Here is a 15,967-nt window from a genome sequence, read left to right on the forward strand (position 1 = left end):
TCTCCTGACTGTAATTAAGAACCGCTGGCTCAGCTGTCGCGCAACACGGCCAATGGGCTGGCGTTCAGCGCACGGCGGGTGCCGAACACCCCTGCGCCACCGATCAGCAGGGCCCCCACCAACGGCAGCATCAGCAACCAGGGATGTGGGTGCCACTGCAAATTGAAGGCATAGCGGTACAGCGCCAAGCTGATCAGTTCGGTGCCTACCGCTGCCAGCACGCCGCTGGCCGCCCCCAGCAGCCCGAACTCGATGCGCCGCGCCTTGACCAGCAGCCGGCGCTCGGCGCCCAGGGCGCGCAGCAGGGCGCCTTGACGGATGCGTTCGTCCAGCGTGGCCTGCAGGCCGGAGAACAGCACGGCCATGCCCGCGGCCAGCACGAACAGCAGCACATATTCCACCGCCAGGGTGACCTGGGCGAGAATGCTGCGCAGTTGCTCCAGCAACGCCTCGACCTGCAGCAAGGTCACGGCCGGGAAGGCTCGGGCCAGTTCCACCACCTGCTGGTCGTGCCCTGGGGCCAGGTAGAAGCTGGTCAGGTAGGTGGTGGGCAGGTCGGTAAGGGTGCCGGGCTGGAAGATCATGTAGAAGTTGGGCTGAAAGCTGTCCCAATGCACGTCCCGCAGGCTCGTGACCTTGGCCTGGCGCTCGCTGCCGCCGATGTTGAAGGTCAGGGTGTCACCCAGTTTGAGTTTCAGGCTGTTGGCCAGCTTGGCCTCCACCGAAACGCCCGGCAGGCCGGGTGCCGGGGTGGCGCCCCACCATTGGCCCAGGCTGAGGCTGTTGCCGGGCGGCACGTCGGCGGACCAGGTCAGGCTCAAGTCGCGTTCCGTGGCCTGCTCGCCACGGGAGTCCTTGGTCACCAGTTGGCGAACCGCCTCGCCGTTGACGGCAGTCAGGCGCCCGGGAATCACCGGGTACAGGGGCGCCGACCGAGCCGAATAGCTGCTCAGGCGCTGGGCGAAACTGTCCTTGTCGCTGGGCAGGATGTTGAGGGCGAAATAGTTCGGGGCATCCTTGGGCAACTGGTTCTGCCAGGTGTCCAGCAGTTCGCCGCGCAGCAGCGCGATCAAGGCCATGGACAGCAGGATCAGGCCGAATGCCAGGGACTGGCCGGCTGCCGCCAGGGGGTGGCGCAACAGTTGTCCCAGGCCCAGGCGCCAGGGCAGGGTGGCGCCCGCCAGCACGCGTCGCAGGCTTTGCAGAGCCAGCAGCAACACGCCGCCCAGCAGTACCGCCGCCACCGCGCCGCCGGCCAGCAGCGCAAAGGTCAGCACCAGGTCCAGGCTCAGGCGCCACATGATCAGGCCCAGGGCCAGCACTGCCAGGCCGTACACCAACCAGGTGCTCGGGGGCACGGGCAGCAGGTCGCGGCGCAGGACCCGCAGCGGTGGCACACGGCCCAGGGCGGCCAGGGGCGGCAGGGCGAAGCCGGCCAGGGCCACCAGCCCGGTACCGATGCCGGCCAGGGCCGGCAGTGCGCCGCCGCCGGGCACCACACTGGGGAGCAGGCCCTGAAGCAGCTTGAACAGCCCCAGTTGCGCCAGCCAGCCCAGCACCGCGCCACTGACGCAGGCGAGCACGCCTAGCACGGTCAGTTGAATGCAGAACGACAACAGCACTTCCCGACGCGACAGGCCCAGGCAGCGCAGCAATGCGCTGGCATCGAAGCGCCGGTTGGCAAAGCGACTGGCCGATAGCGCCACCGCGACGCCAGACAGCAACACGGCCACCAGGCTGGCCAAGTTCAGGTAGCGTTCGGCCTTGCTCAGGGCGCCGCCAATCTGCTGGTTGCCGTCGCGCGCATCCTGCAGCCGCTGGTTGGGTGCCAGGCCGGCACGCACGGTCTGGGCGTAGGCGGCCAGGGCGGTGGGCTTGCCGCTCCACAGTTCACGGAAGGTGACACGGCTGCCGGGTTGGATGACCCCGGTGGCGGCCAGGTCGGCTTCGTTGATCATCACCCGCGGCGTAAGGCTGTAGAAGTTGCCGGCGCGGTCAGGCTCATAGGTCAGCACCCGCGCCAGGTGCAGGGTCTTGTTGCCTACATCGATGCTGTCACCGATCTTCAGGTTCAGTGCCGCCAGCAACCGCGACTCCACCCAGGCCTGCCCGGGCTCGGGGCGCCCGCCGGCGGTTTCTTCGCCATAGGGCTGGGCAGCGCTCTTGAGCTGGCCGCGCAGGGGGTAATTGTCATCCACCGCCTTGATGCTGGACAGCTGGATACCGTTGTCGGTGGCCACCACGCTGGCGAATTCCACCACCCGCGCGTGGTTCAGGCCTTGCTCGCGGCCCAGGCGTATCTGCTCCGGGCGCGCAGGCGTGGTGCCCTGCAGCACCAGGTCGGCGCCCAGAAATTCGGTGGCCCGCAGCAGCATGGCGGCGTTCAGGCGGGCACCGAAATAGCCGATGGCGGTGCTGGCCGCCACGGCCACCAGCAGGGCGAAAAACAGTACGCGCAGTTCACCTGCGCGGGCATCGCGAAGCAACTGGCGCACCGACAGCGACATCAGGCGCGAGAGTGGCAAACCAGCCATCAGGGCTCCAGGGGGCCGACCAGGCGGCCGGCATCGAGGCGGATCAGGCGCCGGCAACGGTGCGCCAGGCGTTCGTCGTGGGTTACCAGCACCAGGGTGGTACCGCGTTCCTTGTTCAGTTCGAACAGCAGGTCGCTGATGCGCTCACCGGTGTGGCTGTCGAGGTTGCCGGTGGGTTCGTCGGCGAACAGCACGTCGGGCTCCGCCGCGAAGGCACGGGCAATGGCCACCCGTTGCTGCTCACCGCCGGACAATTGCCGGGGGGCGTGGCTCAGGCGCTGGCCCAGGCCAACGCGCTCCAGCAGGCCCCGGGCAATGTCGCGGGCGTCGGCGCGCCCGTCCAGCTCCAGGGGCAGCATGACGTTTTCCAGGGCGTTCAGGCTGTCGAGCAACTGGAAAGACTGGAACACGAAGCCCACGTGCTCGGCCCGTACCCGGGCGCGCTGATCTTCGTCCAGCTGGCTGAGGTCACGCCCGGCCAGGTTCACGTTGCCACCGCTGGGCAGGTCCAGCCCGGCCAGCAGGCCCAGCAAGGTGGATTTGCCAGACCCCGACGCGCCAACGATGGCCAGGCTGTCGCCCTTGTTCAGGTCCAGTGACAATTCATGCAGGATGGTGAGTTCACCTTCCGCGCTGGGAACCACTTTGCTAAGGTTCTGAGCTTTGAGGATGCTTGGGCCCATGGAGAATCCGATGCGAGTGTGGTGGTTGAGTGCTGGTCTGGCGCTGATGCTGATGGCGCAAAACGCAGCGGCGGGTACCGTGCTGGTCGTGGGCGATAGTATCAGCGCCGGTTTGGGCCTGGATACCAGCAAGGGGTGGGTGTCGTTACTGCGACAACGGCTTGAGCACGAGGGTTTCAAGGATTCGGTGGTCAATGCCTCGATCTCCGGCGACACCACTGCCAACGGCCAGGCGCGGCTGCCGGCGCTGCTGGCGGCCAACAAGCCAAGCGTGGTGATCGTGGAGCTGGGCGGCAATGACGGCTTGCAGGGGCACCCTCCGGCGCAAATGCAACAGAATCTTGCGGCGATGATCGACGCGTCCCGCGCAGCCGGTGCCAAGGTACTGTTGCTGGGCATGAAGCTGCCCCCCAACTACGGTGCGCGCTACACCCAAGCCTTTGCCCAGGTCTACAGCCAGTTGGGTGAGCAGAAACAGGTGCCGCTGGTGCCGTTTTTCCTCGAAGGGGTAGGGGGTGTGCCTGCGCTGATGCAGGCCGATGGCATTCACCCGGCGGTGAATGCCCAGGGCAAGTTGCTGGAAAATGTCTGGCCGCAGCTCAAACCGCTGCTTTGACGCTTTTCTAGTGACCGCCTTTCGGCTAATGTGGCGCCCCCCGATCTGGAGCCCCCAATGCCGCGTCCTGCCTGGTCCCTGTTTGCCTACCAACTTATCGAGCCCGATGAGCAGCTCGATCTGTTCGCGTGCCAGGAAATTCGCGTGCACCTGATCGCACGCCAACTGGAACTCGGTGGCTCCGCCGATCGCACCCTGTGTGGCACCCTGCTGCCCGCGCAACCGCGCTGGTCCGGGGTGGCGCCCTCTATCTTTCGCGACAAGCGCCTTTGCCCCCTGTGCAAGGCCATCCTTCACGCGCAAAAACAGGGCACCCGGCCCGTGTGGCCCCAGCTCTAGGCATTCCTGAACAACTGCTCATCCAACAACCGCCGGGATGCCTCCCGGTCGGCGGAACGCCAGTGTACAATCGGCCGATTATTCCTCTCGTTTTGCAAAGGATCCTCGGATGTTGCCGCGCTTTTCCGTCGTCACCCGTTGCCTGGCCCTGACCGCCGCGATCGCTGCCGGCTCGGCTGGCGCTACCGAATACCCGCTGCCGCCGCCGGGCGAAGACATCGTCGGCCAGGTCCAGGTGATCAAGGCCAAGTACGAAGACACCTTTGCCGACCTGGGCGAAGCCAACGACCTGGGTTACCTGGAAATGATCGCCGCCAACCCGGGCGTCGATGCCTGGTTGCCCGGCGCCGGTACCGAGATCGTGCTGCCCACCCGCTTCATTCTGCCCCCGGGCCCGCGCGAAGGCATCGTGATCAACCTGCCCGAGTACCGCATGTACTACTTCCCCAAGGGCCAGAACGTGGTGTACACCTACCCCATCGGCATTGGCCGTGAGGGCTGGGGGTCGCCCATTTCCCAGACCAAGGTCACCGGCAAGATCCCCAACCCCACCTGGACGCCGCCGGCTTCGATCAAGGCCGAGCACGCTGCCGACGGCGACCCGTTGCCCAACGTGGTACCGGCCGGCCCGGACAACCCCCTGGGGCCGTTCAAGTTCACCCTGGGCCTGCCGGGTTACCTGATTCACGGTTCCAACAAGAAGTTCGGCATTGGCATGCGCACCAGCCACGGTTGCTTCCGCATGTACAACTTCAACGTGCTGGAACTCTCCAAGATGGTGCCAGTGGGCACGCCGGTACGCATCATCAACGAGCCCTACAAGTTTGGCGTGAGCGGCGGCAAGGTCTACATCGAGGCGCATACCCCGCTGGACGCCAAGGGCGACCCGTCGGCCGTGGACAAGCACACCTCGGTGATCAACGCCATGCTCAACCGCCCGGACCTCAGCGGCAACATGCAGATGAACTGGGACACCGTGCGCGACGTGGTGGCCGCCGAAGACGGCATGCCGGTGGAAATCGCTGCCCCAGGTGTGGCGGGCTCTGCCAGCGACGCCATCATTTCCACCGCGCCGGTCAAGCCGACACCGCAGGTGCCGGTACAGCCGATGGATTGATCGGCAGCCGACTCGCAAAAGGGGAAGCCTCGGCTTCCCTTTTTCATGGCCGATGGTTTTTCAGGCATGGCGTTTGACGCGGGCATAAAAAAGCCAGCCCACCTGAGGTGGGCTGGCCTGGCAACAATCCCGGGGGGATTATTACTTGCGGCTTGCCTTGTCCAGCATGCGCAGAGCGCGCTCGTTGGCTTCGTCAGCAGTCTGTTGAGCTTTCTGGGCAGCAGCCAGAGCTTCGTCAGCCTTGCGATAAGCTTCGTCAGCACGAGCTTGAGCGCGAGCCGAAGCGTCTTCGGTAGCGGTCAGGCGAGCGTCGGTTTCTTTGGAGGCGCTGCTGCAACCGGCGGCCAGAACAGCGGCCAGGGCCAGAGCAGAGAATTTCAGAACGTTGTTCATCGTGATCCCCTTGAAGGACTTTCTATTTAAAGCCATCTCTCGTGAGTGAGAAAATAGCCGGCGTACATAGTACCCATTACTTGTAGTAAGTAAAATGACCTAACGCAAGAACCAAAAAAAAATCTTGGCGCCCCTTCGACGCGCTTCACCGGCGTCGGCAGGGAGCTTTGCGCACCCCGTGCAAGTTCGCCCAACGGCGTTTGGCCACTACCGATTGAGCGAGAGCTGTATCACTCTTCAATGGCGGAACAATGAAACAACAGCGCCTGGCCTAACCTGTTTCACACAGCCTGCTAAAGTGTTTTTTACTGAACTAATAGTGACTTGAAGTGTCGGCAGTCGTCTTAGCTTTAACATTCGGCAATGTTCAGTCGGGGCTGCCTTCAGATGTTCGGTCGCGCTATTTCAATGCGCAGCCGGGCGGGTATCTTGAGTGTCGGTGGCAACGGCGCCTACTATTGACTACGTGCTCATTTGCAAGAGAACGACACGGCTCGTCTCGGTGTCGAAACAGGCACGGGGTGGCGTAGAGGTTCCTTCGCCGGAAAAACATCGGTAAGGTAAGGGTCAAATTCCAAGACCCGCGAGGAGTTGTGATGAGCGAGGCGTTGTCCATCCACCATGACCAGGCTGGTCATCAGTTCGAGACCAATGTGGACGGTCATCGTGCTTACCTGACCTACATGGACCTGGGTAAGCAGACACTGGATATCTACCGTACCTTCGTGCCCAACGCGCTGCGCGGTCGCGGCATTGCCGCGGCCCTTACCGAACAGGCGCTGGCTTATGCCGAGCGCATGGGCTACACCGTGATCCCGTCGTGCTCGTATGTGGAGCGCTACATGGAACGGCACCAGCGGCGCGCTGCCAAGATCTGACCGCACATGAACGCAAACGCCGGGGCATGCCCCGGCGTTTGCGTTTCTGCGCGCAGCCTCAGCCGCGGGCGCGCTTGGGCAGCACGTGCTTGAGCTTGGCATGCATGCTGCGCAGGGTGGTCTCGGTGCTGGCCCAGTCGATGCACGCATCGGTAATGGATACGCCGTACTGCAGGTCGGCCAGGTCCTTGGGAATGGCCTGGCAGCCCCAGTTCAGGTGGCTCTCGACCATCAGGCCGATGATCGAGTTGTTGCCTTCCACGATCTGGTTGGCCACGTTGTCCATGACCAGCGGTTGCAGGGCCGGGTCCTTGTTGGAGTTGGCGTGACTGCAGTCGACCATGATGTTGGCGCGCACGTTGGCCTTGGCCAGGGCCTGCTCGCACAGGGCGACGCTGACCGAGTCATAGTTGGGCTTGCCGTTGCCGCCACGCAGTACCACATGGCCGTAGGCGTTGCCCTTGGTGGTGACGATGGACACGCCGCCTTCCTGGTTGATGCCCAGGAACCGATGGGGGCTGGACACCGACTGCAAGGCGTTGATGGCCACGGTGAGGCCGCCGTCGGTGCCGTTCTTGAAACCGACCGCCGAGGACAGGCCCGAGGCCATTTCACGGTGGGTCTGGGATTCGGTGGTGCGCGCGCCGATCGCCGACCAGCTGATCAGGTCCTGCAGGTACTGCGGCGAAATCGGGTCCAGCGCCTCGGTGGCGGTGGGCAGGCCCATTTCCGCCAGGTCCAGCAGCAACTGACGGCCGATGTGCAGGCCATCCTGGATCTTGAAGGAGTCGTCCAGGTACGGGTCGTTGATCAGGCCTTTCCAGCCCACGGTGGTACGCGGCTTCTCGAAATACACGCGCATCACCAGGTACAGGGTGTCGCTGACCTCCGCGGCCAGGGCTTTCAGGCGCTCGGCGTATTCATGGGCGGCCTTGATGTCATGGATGGAGCACGGGCCGATGACCACGAACAGGCGGTGGTCCTTGCCGTCGAGGATGTCGCGCACCACCTGGCGGCCTTCGGAAACGGTCTTCAGCGCGCTGGCGCTCAGGGGAATGTCCCGCTTGAGCTGTTCAGGGGTAATCAGGGTGTCGTTGGAGGCGACGTTGAGGTCGTCGATCGGTAAATCAGCCATCGTGTTACTCGTCAGGTCACGGGTGCCGGCCGCCAGCGATCCCCGCGCGGCGGAGCACAGCTTATTTTAGGCGCAGCGGGGAGCCGAACCTTAGCGCGATCCCGGTGGCGCGACAATGGGCCGCTGTGTAAATGCCGCCAACAAGCGGTGACGGCAGGTTACAGGTGGGCGTTTCCGGCGGACACCGCCTCGCCCAGGCTGGCACGGGAAAACTCCGCGGCGTGCTGTTCTACCCACTGGCGTGCCAGCGCATCGATGCTTTCCACGTTATCGGAAAAGGGCGAATGGGTTTCACAATAGCGCTGAATCTGGCACACCTGTTCACCCATGCGCGCCCCGAAGAGTGTCTGTTCGTCGGTAAAGGCCACGCCAATCAGGTAGCCTTGGGCTGCTTCGCGGCACCAGGCCACGTAACCGGGATAGTGCGTGCCGTTGCCCAGGGTCGGCATGTTCAGCTCGATGGCGGTGCCCACCGGGTAGCGGCGATGATGCCGGCACGCCACGCCGCCCAGGCTGACCCGGTGCAGACGGCGAGCGGATAAACGAGGGCGGTGGCACAGGCGCAGCTCCACGGGAACATCGACAGGATGAGGCAGGAAACGACCCATGAACACAGGCTCCGAGTGCCGGTTGGTTGACGAGACTTCCCGCGATGTCGTGCAGGAACTGGAACTGACTGATTTGACTATAGATCACGTATTGCTCGACGCGCCGGGCACCTCCCTGCTGGTCTTCACCAGCGTGGGCTGCGCCAGTTGCCGGGTGGCCCGGCGCGAGCTACCGAACATGCCGCTGGCGGTGCAGCGCGTGTGCTGGGTCGACGCGGGGGACAACGGCGGGGCGGTGCAAAGGTACGAGGTCTTTCACCTGCCCGCAATCTTTGTCGTGCGCGACGGCCAATTTCATGGCCCGCTGCAGGCCAGGCTGCTGGCAGGGGAGATCAACCATCGCCTGCTCGAAGCGCTGAACCGAGCGCCAGACGAATTGCCTTGAAACGCTAGCAATTAACGGAGAGCGTTCGACCATCGCTCAGGTTATGAGCGGAGCCCCGGACTGTGGGAGGCGCTGCTAAGCTTGAGCAAGCTCTGCCGTTTTGGCAGTCGAGGAGATCATATGATCCGTTCGATGCTGTATGCCACTGATCTGGGCTTGTACGCCCCCTACGTCATGCAACACGCCCTTGCCCTGGCCCGCTCCTTCAAGGCCGACCTGTACGTCATCCATGCCGTGGAGCCGATGGGGCTGTTCGCCGAGTCCGTGTTGCAGAGCTACCTGGACGAACCCACGCTCAATGAGCTTCACACCGAAGGCCTGAGCACCATGATGGCGGGCATCGAGCGCAAGGTGCTCGACGGTTTTCGCGAGGAATTGGGCGAGGGTCAGCAAGACCTGGCGCTGATTACCGCGGTGCGGGTGCGCCAGGGCGACCCCGCCCAGGTCATCCTCGACCAGGCCCAGCGCCTGGCGGTCGACCTGTTGATCGTCGGCAGTCACAGCCAGGGCGCGGGTACCGACACTCCCTTGGGCCGCACGGCGGCCAGGGTATTGCAGCTCTCGCCCGTGCCCGTGTACATGGTGCCGCTGTCCCAGCAATTGGGTCGCCGCAAAGCCTGAATGCGCGGCGAAGGTGCGCTCACGTACAAAATTTGATAAAAAGTTCTAGATTTCTCCCCTAGACCATTAATATAGTTATAAATCGTCGCTGTTGGCGTCTACTTGCTTTGAGGGATACATATGAAGCTTCAACAACTGCGCTACATCTGGGAAGTAGCGCACCACGACCTCAACGTCTCCGCGACAGCACAAAGCCTGTACACCTCCCAACCTGGCATCAGCAAGCAGATCCGCCTGCTGGAAGACGAACTGGGCGTCGAAGTCTTTGCCCGTAGCGGCAAGCACCTGACCCGCGTCACGCCGGCAGGGGAGCGCATCATCACCACCGCCGGGGAAATCCTGCGCAAGGTGGAGAGCATCAAGCAGATCGCCCAGGAGTTCTCGAACGAGAAGAAGGGCACCCTGTCGATCGCCACTACCCACACCCAGGCGCGCTATGCCTTGCCGCCGGTGATCAGCAACTTCATCAAGCAATACCCGGACGTGGCGCTGCACATGCACCAGGGCTCGCCCATGCAGATCGCCGAAATGGCCGCTGACGGCACGGTGGATTTCGCCATCGCCACCGAGGCCCTGGAGCTGTTCGGTGACCTGATCATGATGCCGTGCTACCGCTGGAACCGTTGCGTGGTGGTGCCCCAGGGCCACCCGTTGACCAAGCTGCCCAAGCTCACCCTGGAAGTGCTGGCCGAATACCCCATCGTTACCTATGTGTTCGGTTTTACTGGCCGTTCCAAGCTGGACGAGGCGTTCAGCCACCGCGGCCTGACCCCCAAGGTGGTTTTCACCGCGGCCGACGCCGACGTGATCAAGACTTACGTGCGCCTGGGCCTGGGCGTGGGCATCGTCGCCAAGATGGCGGTGGACACCAAGCTGGACAACGACCTGGTGATGCTGGACGCGGACCACCTGTTCGAAGCGAGCATCACCAAGATCGGCTTCCGCCGTGGCACGTTCCTGCGTGGCTTCATGTGCGACTTCATTGAAAAGTTCGCCCCGCATTTGACCCGTGATGTCATGGCCAAGGCCATCCAGTGCCACAACAAGCAAGAGCTGGAGGAGCTGTTCGACGGCGTGGAGCTGCCGGTCCACTGAAATGTCGGCGCCCTGTGGGCGACCATGAAAAAACCGGCCAATCTGGCCGGTTTTTTTGTTCAGGCTTTCTGGATCAGGTTGCCGGCGTGCAGCCCGCATTCCTTCTGGGTGGCTTCCTCCCACCACCAGCGGCCTTCGCGTTCGTGCTGGTTCGGCAGCACCGGGCGGGTGCAGGGCTCGCAGCCGATGCTGATGAAACCGCGTTCGTGCAAACTGTTGTACGGCAGTTCGAGCATGCGGATGTAGCCCCAGATTTCCTCGCTGGTCATCTGCGCCAATGGGTTGAACTTGTACAAGGTGCGTTCGGGTGTCGAGAACGCGCCGTCGACTTCCATCACCGAGACCTGGCTGCGGGTGCCCGGGCTCTGGTCGCGGCGCTGGCCGGTGGCCCAGGCGCTGACGGTGGACAGTTTGCGGCGCAGCGGCTCGATCTTGCGGATGCCGCAGCATTCGCCATGGCCGTCACGGTAGAAACTGAACAGGCCCTTTTCCTTGACGAACGGCTCCAGCCTGGTGTGGTCGGGCGACACCAGTTCGATGGCAATCTTGTAGTGTTCACGCACCTGGTCGATGAACCGGTAGGTTTCCGGATGCAGGCGGCCGGTGTCGAGGCTGAACACCTTGACGTTCTTGTTCAGCTTCCACGCCATGTCCACCAGCACCACGTCCTCGGCACCGCTGAAGGAGATCCACAGGTCATCGCCGAAGTGCTCGAAGGCGAGCTTCAGGATGTCCTGGGCGGACTTGTTGGCATAAGTCGCGGCGAGTTCGGCGACGTCGAGGTTCAGGCTCATCAGGCGGCTTCCTAGTTCATTCGGCGCTTGGGCGCTCATTTGTGACCGATGGTAACAAAACGGGCAGCGGCAAGCTTCAACCATTCAGTCTGAGGCCAGCCTGCCGCTTTCGGCTTACAGCTGTATCAGGGTATCCATCAACACCTGGACCTTGAACACCGATTCGGCATATTCGTCTTCCCAGCGCGAATCGGCGACGATGGCGCCCCCGCCCCAGCAACTCACTTGCCCGTCCTTCACCAGCAGGCTGCGGATGGCGATGGAACTGTCCATGTGCCCGCGCACGTCCAGGTACAGCAGCGAGCCGCAATACAGGGCGCGGCGGGTGGGTTCCAGTTCGTCGATGATCTGCATCGAGCGGATCTTCGGTGCGCCGGTGATGGAACCGCCGGGAAAACTCCCGGCAATCAGGTCCAGGCAGTCCTTGCCCTCGGCCAGTTCGCCCACCACGGCGCTGACCATGTGGTGCACGTTGGGGTAGCTCTCCAGGGCGAACAGCTCGGGCACGCGCACCGAGCCGATGCGGCAGGTGCGCCCCAGGTCGTTGCGCAGCAGGTCGACGATCATCAGGTTTTCCGCGCGGTCCTTGACGCTGGCCAGCAGCTCGCGGCCGTTGGCGGCATCGCGCTCGGGGTCCCTGTCGCGCAGGCGGGTGCCTTTGATGGGGCGGGTTTCCACCTGGTGGTCGTGGACTTGAATGAAGCGTTCGGGCGACAGGCTGAGGATCGCGCTGCCGTCTTCCAGGCTCAGGTAGCCCGAAAACGGCGTGGGGCAGGCTTCACGCAGGGCACGGTAGGCCGTCCAGGGGTCGCCGTGGCAAGGCGCGCGAAAGCGCTGGGTCTGGTTGACCTGGTAGCAGTCGCCCGCGGCGATATAGGCCTGGATGCGTTCGAACGCCAGGCGGTACTGTTCAGGGCTCAGGTCCGGGCGCATGGGGGCGCCGAGCTTGAACGGCGCCCCCCGCGGGTCAGCGGGCTGTTGAAACAGTTCCAGCAGGCGCAGGCGCTCGTCGGCCTCCAGGGTCGGGTGGAAGACCAGTTGGCTGGTCTCGCGCTGGTGGTCGCTGATCAGTGCCCAGCCGTACAGGCCCAGGTGGGCGTCGGGCAGGTGCAGGTCGTCCGCGGCGAGGCTGGGCAGGTGCTCCAGGCGGCGGCCGAAGTCGTAGCTCAGGTAGCCGATCAGGCCGCCGGCGAAAGGCAGGTCCAGGCCGTCGGGCAGCTGTGCTTCGCCCAGTCGGGCCAGCGCGACACGCAAGCGTTGCAGGAAGGCTTCGCCGTTCTCCTCGGGTTCGGCGCGCAGCACCGCCAGGGGCCAGGCGCTGAGGATGTCGAAACGCCCGCGCTCGGCGGCGGGTTTGGCGCTGTCGAGCAGAATCGCCCCCGGCGCATGGCGGACCGTGGAAAACCAGGCGGCGGGGTCGGGGCGGTAGGGCAGGGGGTGTACAAAACAGATGGACATGTGGCTGATACGGCACCAGGCAGGCGAGGGGGCGATTGTAGTCCTGTCGTCACAAACTGTGTAGCGGCGACTACCTGGGCGGCCGAGGCGCTTTCATGCAGTGGGCACATGCCCGAACAACCCCTGGGTAAAGCGCACTCGCTCTTCGGGGGTTTCCACCCGGCTTTCGCTGGCCAGTTCCGCCAGGCGCGCTTCCACCGCCTGGGTGCGGTGGGTCAGGCCGCAGTCGTTGGCGATCTGGATGTTCAGCCCGGGGCGGGCGTTGAGTTCCAGGATCAGCGGGCCTTTTTCCTGGTCCAGCACCATGTCCACCCCGATGTAGCCCAGGCCGCACAGCTCGAAGCAACCGGCGGCCAGCTTCATGAAGCCGTCCCAGTTGGGCAGTTGTACGCCGTCCACCGCGTTGGTGGTGTCCGGGTGCTTGCTGATAATGGTGTTCAGCCAGGTGCCGCGCAGGGTCACGCCGGTGGCCAGGTCCACGCCCACGCCGATGGCGCCCTGGTGCAGGTTGGCCTTGCCGTTGGACTGGCGCGTGGGCAGGCGCAGCATGGCCATCACCGGGTAGCCCATCAGCACGATGATGCGGATGTCCGGCACGCCTTCGTAGCTGATGCTGCGAAAGATCTGGTCCGGGGTGACGCGGTATTCGATCAATGCCCGGTCACGGTGGCCGCCCAGGGAATACAGGCCGGTGAGGATGCTGGAGATCTGGTGTTCGATCTCGTCATGGCTGATCAGGCGCCCCGACACCGTGCGGTAGCGGTCCTCGAAACGGTCGGCGACCACCAGGATGCCGTCACCGCCCGCGCCCTGGGCCGGCTTGATGACGAAGTCGCTGCGCCCGCCGATGATGCCTTTGAGCCCGGCGATTTCCTTTTCGGTGGAAATCACCCCGTACATTTCCGGCACATGGATGCCTGCGGCGATGGCCCGCGCCTTGGTGATGATCTTGTCATCGACGATGGGGTACAGGCTGCGCTTGTTGTACTTGAGTACGTAATCGGCGTTGCGCCGGTTGATGCCCATGATGCCCCGCGCCTGCAGGGCCTTCCAGGTCTTGATCAGGCCGAACATTCAACTGTCCGCCTTGACGAAGGCGCGAAAGCGCAGCAGTTCGGTCAGCCGGTAGCCGCGGTAGCGCCCCATGGCCAGCATGAAACCCACCATGATCAGCAGAATGGCCGGGAAGGTGAAGACGAAGTACACCAGGTCCGGCACGGTCATCAGCAGGTGAGCCAGGGACGCGGCGAACAAGGTGCCTATGGCGACCTTCATGGCATGGCTGGCGCCGCGCTCTTCCCAGGTGATGGACAGGCGCTCGATGGTCATGGTCAGGATCACCATGGGGAACAGCGCCACCGACAGGCCGCGTTCCAGTCCCAGTTTGTGGCTGAACAGGCTGATGGCGGCGATCAGCACCACCACGAAGGTCAGGACCACGGAAAGCCGTGGCAGCATCTGCAATTTCAGGTGTTCAAGGTAAGAGCGCAGGGTCAGGCCCAGGGCCGTGATCACCGTGAACAGGGCGATGCCGAAGCCCAGCTGGGTCTCGCGGAAGGCCAGGGCGATCAGCACCGGGGTGAAGGTACCCAGGGTCTGCAGGCCGATCAGGTTGCGCAGGATCAGGATCACCAGCACGCCGATGGGGATCATCACCATGATCATGAAGGTCTGCTGGGTCTGCAGCGGCAGGCTGTACAGCGAGTATTCGAGGAAGTCGGCGTCAGTGTTCTCGTCGGTCAGCTTGGCCAGGCGAATGGCGTTCATTTCGCTGTTGTTCAGCGTAAACGTCACCAGGGCCTTTTTCCCCCCTTCCACGCTGATCAGGTTTTCATCACCGGTCCACCACAGCAGGCGGTCACTGGGCAGGCCCTGCTCGCCGGTGTCGGGGTTGAAGTACAGCCACTGGCTGCCATTGAAGCTGCGCAGCCACAATTCAGGCGCCTGGGGCTGGTCGGCCACCAGGCGGATGGTGTGTACCTTTTCCAAGGGCACGTGGGCGATCGACAGCAGCAGGTCGACGATGGCCGCCTTGTGCGGCGTGGAGGGGTCGCCGGCCAGCAGCAGCTTGACGTTGTCGTCGCTGAGGTTGTTGACCCGCTTGATGGTTTCGCTGACGAAGGTTTCGACGTCCGCCGAATGCTGGCGAATGGGGGCCAGCAGCGCCTCGGCGGCAATCTTTTCCGGACCGTCGATGGCCATGCTGTCACGGAAGGTCGGCCCCTTGACCTTGGGTTTTTCGCTGCTGTAGCGCTTGGTCAGCACCAGGCGGTAGTACAGGGTCTGGTTGCCGCTGGCCCGGCGCGCCGACCAGGTGACCTTGCGGTTGCCGTCCACGCGGTTGACGTTCACCCCGTAGTTGTTGGAAATGAAGCTTTCGTTGAGGCTGACGAAGTCGCGGGTCAGCGGCGGCACGAACATCTGGATCTTGACCGGGTCCTTGGTGCTGGCGACGAACTCGACCTTGGCGTCGATGTTCCACAGGTCGTCGGTCTCGTCTTCGGTCATGGGAATGCCGAGCACGAAAATCTGATAGGCCGTGATCGCCAGGCCCAGGGTGACCAGGACGGCGATAAGGACTTTCAGGTGGAGGGTAAGCGAGCGCATTGAGGTTACTCTGCGGTATGAGCGTCGTTGCTGCAGGCAGGCTTGCCGGCTGCGTATTTTAGACTGGGGTCGACCAGGGCGTTGAAATGCTTGAGCGCGTCGCTGCCGATCAACAGGGGGTACTGGAAGGCGCTGCGGTCGGTCAGGTTGACTTCGATGGAGCGCAGCTCGGTGCCCATGCACACGTCCAGGTTGATCACCGGGCGTGCGGTGTAATGCTCGCCCTGCTCGGGGTCGTAGTCGCCAGCCCGACGCTTGATATGGCTGACCCGGGCCAGCGGGCGTTCGATGGGGTGGCTGTGGGCCGAGTCGATGGCCAGGTAGAAGCGCACCCAGTGTTCGCCGTTGCGCTTGAAGCGCTTGATGTCGCGCGCACTGAGCGAGGCGGTCTTGGCGCCGGTGTCGAGCTTGGCCGCCACTTGCAGGTCGATGTCGTCCAGGCGGGCGTATTCGTTGAGGCCGTAGGTGGTCTTTTCCGCGGCCGTGGCCAGGCCTGGCACGAAAAACAGGCAGAAAAGGCTATGCAGAGGCTTGATGGTCATGGTTCCCGGTGGTTGGCCCCACATGGCGGGCCGCGCATTCTAGCATGATGGTTTTATGACGCCAGCGCAGGGGCGCGGGGGGCGCCATGTTGACCCGCGCCGAGGCCGAAGGTTGCGTGGGGTGGCGTTTTTACTAGGCTGTGGTGATCCGTCTCGGCGGTC

The 15,967-nt window shown here is 63.9% G+C and carries 17 protein-coding genes; 7 read left to right on the plus strand and 10 right to left on the minus strand.

Annotated features, from left to right (window positions below; genetic code table 11):
• Positions 1-29 precede the first annotated feature (29 nt).
• Together HWQ56_RS08815 and HWQ56_RS08820 are read right to left on the minus strand one after the other, a co-directional pair.
• Complete coding sequence (locus tag HWQ56_RS08815) at positions 30-2,534, minus strand: ABC transporter permease (RefSeq protein WP_176570239.1); 2,505 nt, start codon at positions 2,532-2,534, stop codon at positions 30-32.
• Positions 2,534-3,217, minus strand: a complete 684-nt coding sequence (locus HWQ56_RS08820; protein WP_158154781.1) for an ABC transporter ATP-binding protein — start codon at positions 3,215-3,217, stop codon at positions 2,534-2,536. Before HWQ56_RS08820 ends, HWQ56_RS08815 begins: the two co-directional genes overlap by 1 nt.
• A 10-nt stretch (positions 3,218-3,227) precedes the next feature.
• Here HWQ56_RS08820 and HWQ56_RS08825 point away from each other — a divergent pair, with 10 nt between their 5' ends.
• The 3 genes from HWQ56_RS08825 to HWQ56_RS08835 all read left to right on the plus strand — a co-directional run bounded on the left by HWQ56_RS08825 (position 3,228) and on the right by HWQ56_RS08835 (position 5,289).
• Positions 3,228-3,833, plus strand: coding sequence for an arylesterase (locus HWQ56_RS08825; RefSeq protein ID WP_176572364.1), 606 nt, complete (start codon positions 3,228-3,230; stop codon positions 3,831-3,833).
• 57 nt (positions 3,834-3,890) lie between these two features.
• The gene (locus HWQ56_RS08830) at positions 3,891-4,172 is read left to right on the plus strand and encodes a hypothetical protein (RefSeq protein WP_158154779.1); all 282 of its coding nucleotides are present in this window, start codon (positions 3,891-3,893) and stop codon (positions 4,170-4,172) included.
• 109 nt (positions 4,173-4,281) lie between these two features.
• On the plus strand, positions 4,282-5,289 hold the full coding sequence (locus tag HWQ56_RS08835; protein ID WP_176570240.1) for a L,D-transpeptidase family protein: 1,008 nt from the start codon (positions 4,282-4,284) through the stop codon (positions 5,287-5,289).
• A gap of 141 nt (positions 5,290-5,430) precedes the next feature.
• On the opposite strand, the gene HWQ56_RS08840 is transcribed toward HWQ56_RS08835, so the two are convergent.
• Positions 5,431-5,682: an Lpp/OprI family alanine-zipper lipoprotein gene (locus tag HWQ56_RS08840; protein WP_158154777.1), complete on the minus strand. Its 252-nt coding sequence runs from the start codon at positions 5,680-5,682 to the stop codon at positions 5,431-5,433.
• 596 nt (positions 5,683-6,278) lie between these two features.
• On the opposite strand from HWQ56_RS08840, the gene HWQ56_RS08845 reads away from it, so the two are divergent.
• Complete coding sequence (locus HWQ56_RS08845; RefSeq protein WP_158154776.1) at positions 6,279-6,560, plus strand: GNAT family N-acetyltransferase; 282 nt, start codon at positions 6,279-6,281, stop codon at positions 6,558-6,560.
• A 58-nt stretch (positions 6,561-6,618) separates the two neighbouring features.
• Here the strand turns inward: HWQ56_RS08845 and HWQ56_RS08850 are convergent, their stop codons facing one another.
• Together HWQ56_RS08850 and HWQ56_RS08855 are read right to left on the minus strand one after the other, a co-directional pair.
• Positions 6,619-7,695, minus strand: coding sequence for a 3-deoxy-7-phosphoheptulonate synthase (locus HWQ56_RS08850; protein WP_158154775.1), 1,077 nt, complete (start codon positions 7,693-7,695; stop codon positions 6,619-6,621).
• Between the two features lie 158 nt (positions 7,696-7,853).
• Positions 7,854-8,303, minus strand: coding sequence for a PilZ domain-containing protein (locus tag HWQ56_RS08855; RefSeq protein ID WP_158154774.1), 450 nt, complete (start codon positions 8,301-8,303; stop codon positions 7,854-7,856).
• Here HWQ56_RS08855 and HWQ56_RS08860 point away from each other — a divergent pair.
• The 3 genes from HWQ56_RS08860 (at position 8,302) to cysB (ending at position 10,404) form a co-directional block, all read left to right on the plus strand.
• On the plus strand, positions 8,302-8,688 hold the full coding sequence (locus HWQ56_RS08860; protein WP_158154773.1) for a YbbN family protein: 387 nt from the start codon (positions 8,302-8,304) through the stop codon (positions 8,686-8,688). The two genes, HWQ56_RS08855 and HWQ56_RS08860, sit on opposite strands and share 2 nt — an antisense overlap.
• 120 nt (positions 8,689-8,808) lie before the next feature.
• On the plus strand, positions 8,809-9,309 hold the full coding sequence (locus tag HWQ56_RS08865; RefSeq protein ID WP_158154772.1) for a universal stress protein: 501 nt from the start codon (positions 8,809-8,811) through the stop codon (positions 9,307-9,309).
• 120 nt (positions 9,310-9,429) lie between these two features.
• Positions 9,430-10,404, plus strand: coding sequence for an HTH-type transcriptional regulator CysB (cysB, locus tag HWQ56_RS08870; protein WP_158154771.1), 975 nt, complete (start codon positions 9,430-9,432; stop codon positions 10,402-10,404).
• Between the two features lie 59 nt (positions 10,405-10,463).
• On the opposite strand, the gene HWQ56_RS08875 is transcribed toward cysB, so the two are convergent.
• The 5 genes from HWQ56_RS08875 to rloA form a co-directional block, all read right to left on the minus strand.
• Positions 10,464-11,198 carry a phosphoadenylyl-sulfate reductase gene (locus tag HWQ56_RS08875; protein ID WP_158154770.1) on the minus strand — a complete coding sequence of 245 codons (735 nt, stop codon included), beginning with the start codon at positions 11,196-11,198 and terminating at the stop codon, positions 10,464-10,466.
• Between the two features lie 114 nt (positions 11,199-11,312).
• A complete protein-coding gene (gene pabB / locus HWQ56_RS08880; RefSeq protein ID WP_176570241.1) occupies positions 11,313-12,656 on the minus strand; it encodes an aminodeoxychorismate synthase component I in 1,344 nt (447 codons plus the stop codon).
• Positions 12,657-12,749: 93 nt separating this feature from the next.
• Complete coding sequence (locus HWQ56_RS08885; RefSeq protein ID WP_176570242.1) at positions 12,750-13,730, minus strand: alpha-L-glutamate ligase-like protein; 981 nt, start codon at positions 13,728-13,730, stop codon at positions 12,750-12,752.
• Complete coding sequence (rloB, locus tag HWQ56_RS08890; RefSeq protein ID WP_158153985.1) at positions 13,731-15,263, minus strand: osmotic stress tolerance membrane protein RloB; 1,533 nt, start codon at positions 15,261-15,263, stop codon at positions 13,731-13,733.
• 5 nt (positions 15,264-15,268) lie between these two features.
• On the minus strand, positions 15,269-15,805 hold the full coding sequence (gene rloA / locus HWQ56_RS08895) for a retropepsin-like aspartic peptidase RloA (RefSeq protein WP_158153984.1): 537 nt from the start codon (positions 15,803-15,805) through the stop codon (positions 15,269-15,271).
• Between the last annotated feature and the right edge of the window lie 162 nt (positions 15,806-15,967).

Source organism: Pseudomonas eucalypticola, assembly GCF_013374995.1.
Taxonomy (GTDB): Bacteria; Pseudomonadota; Gammaproteobacteria; order Pseudomonadales; family Pseudomonadaceae; genus Aquipseudomonas; species Aquipseudomonas eucalypticola.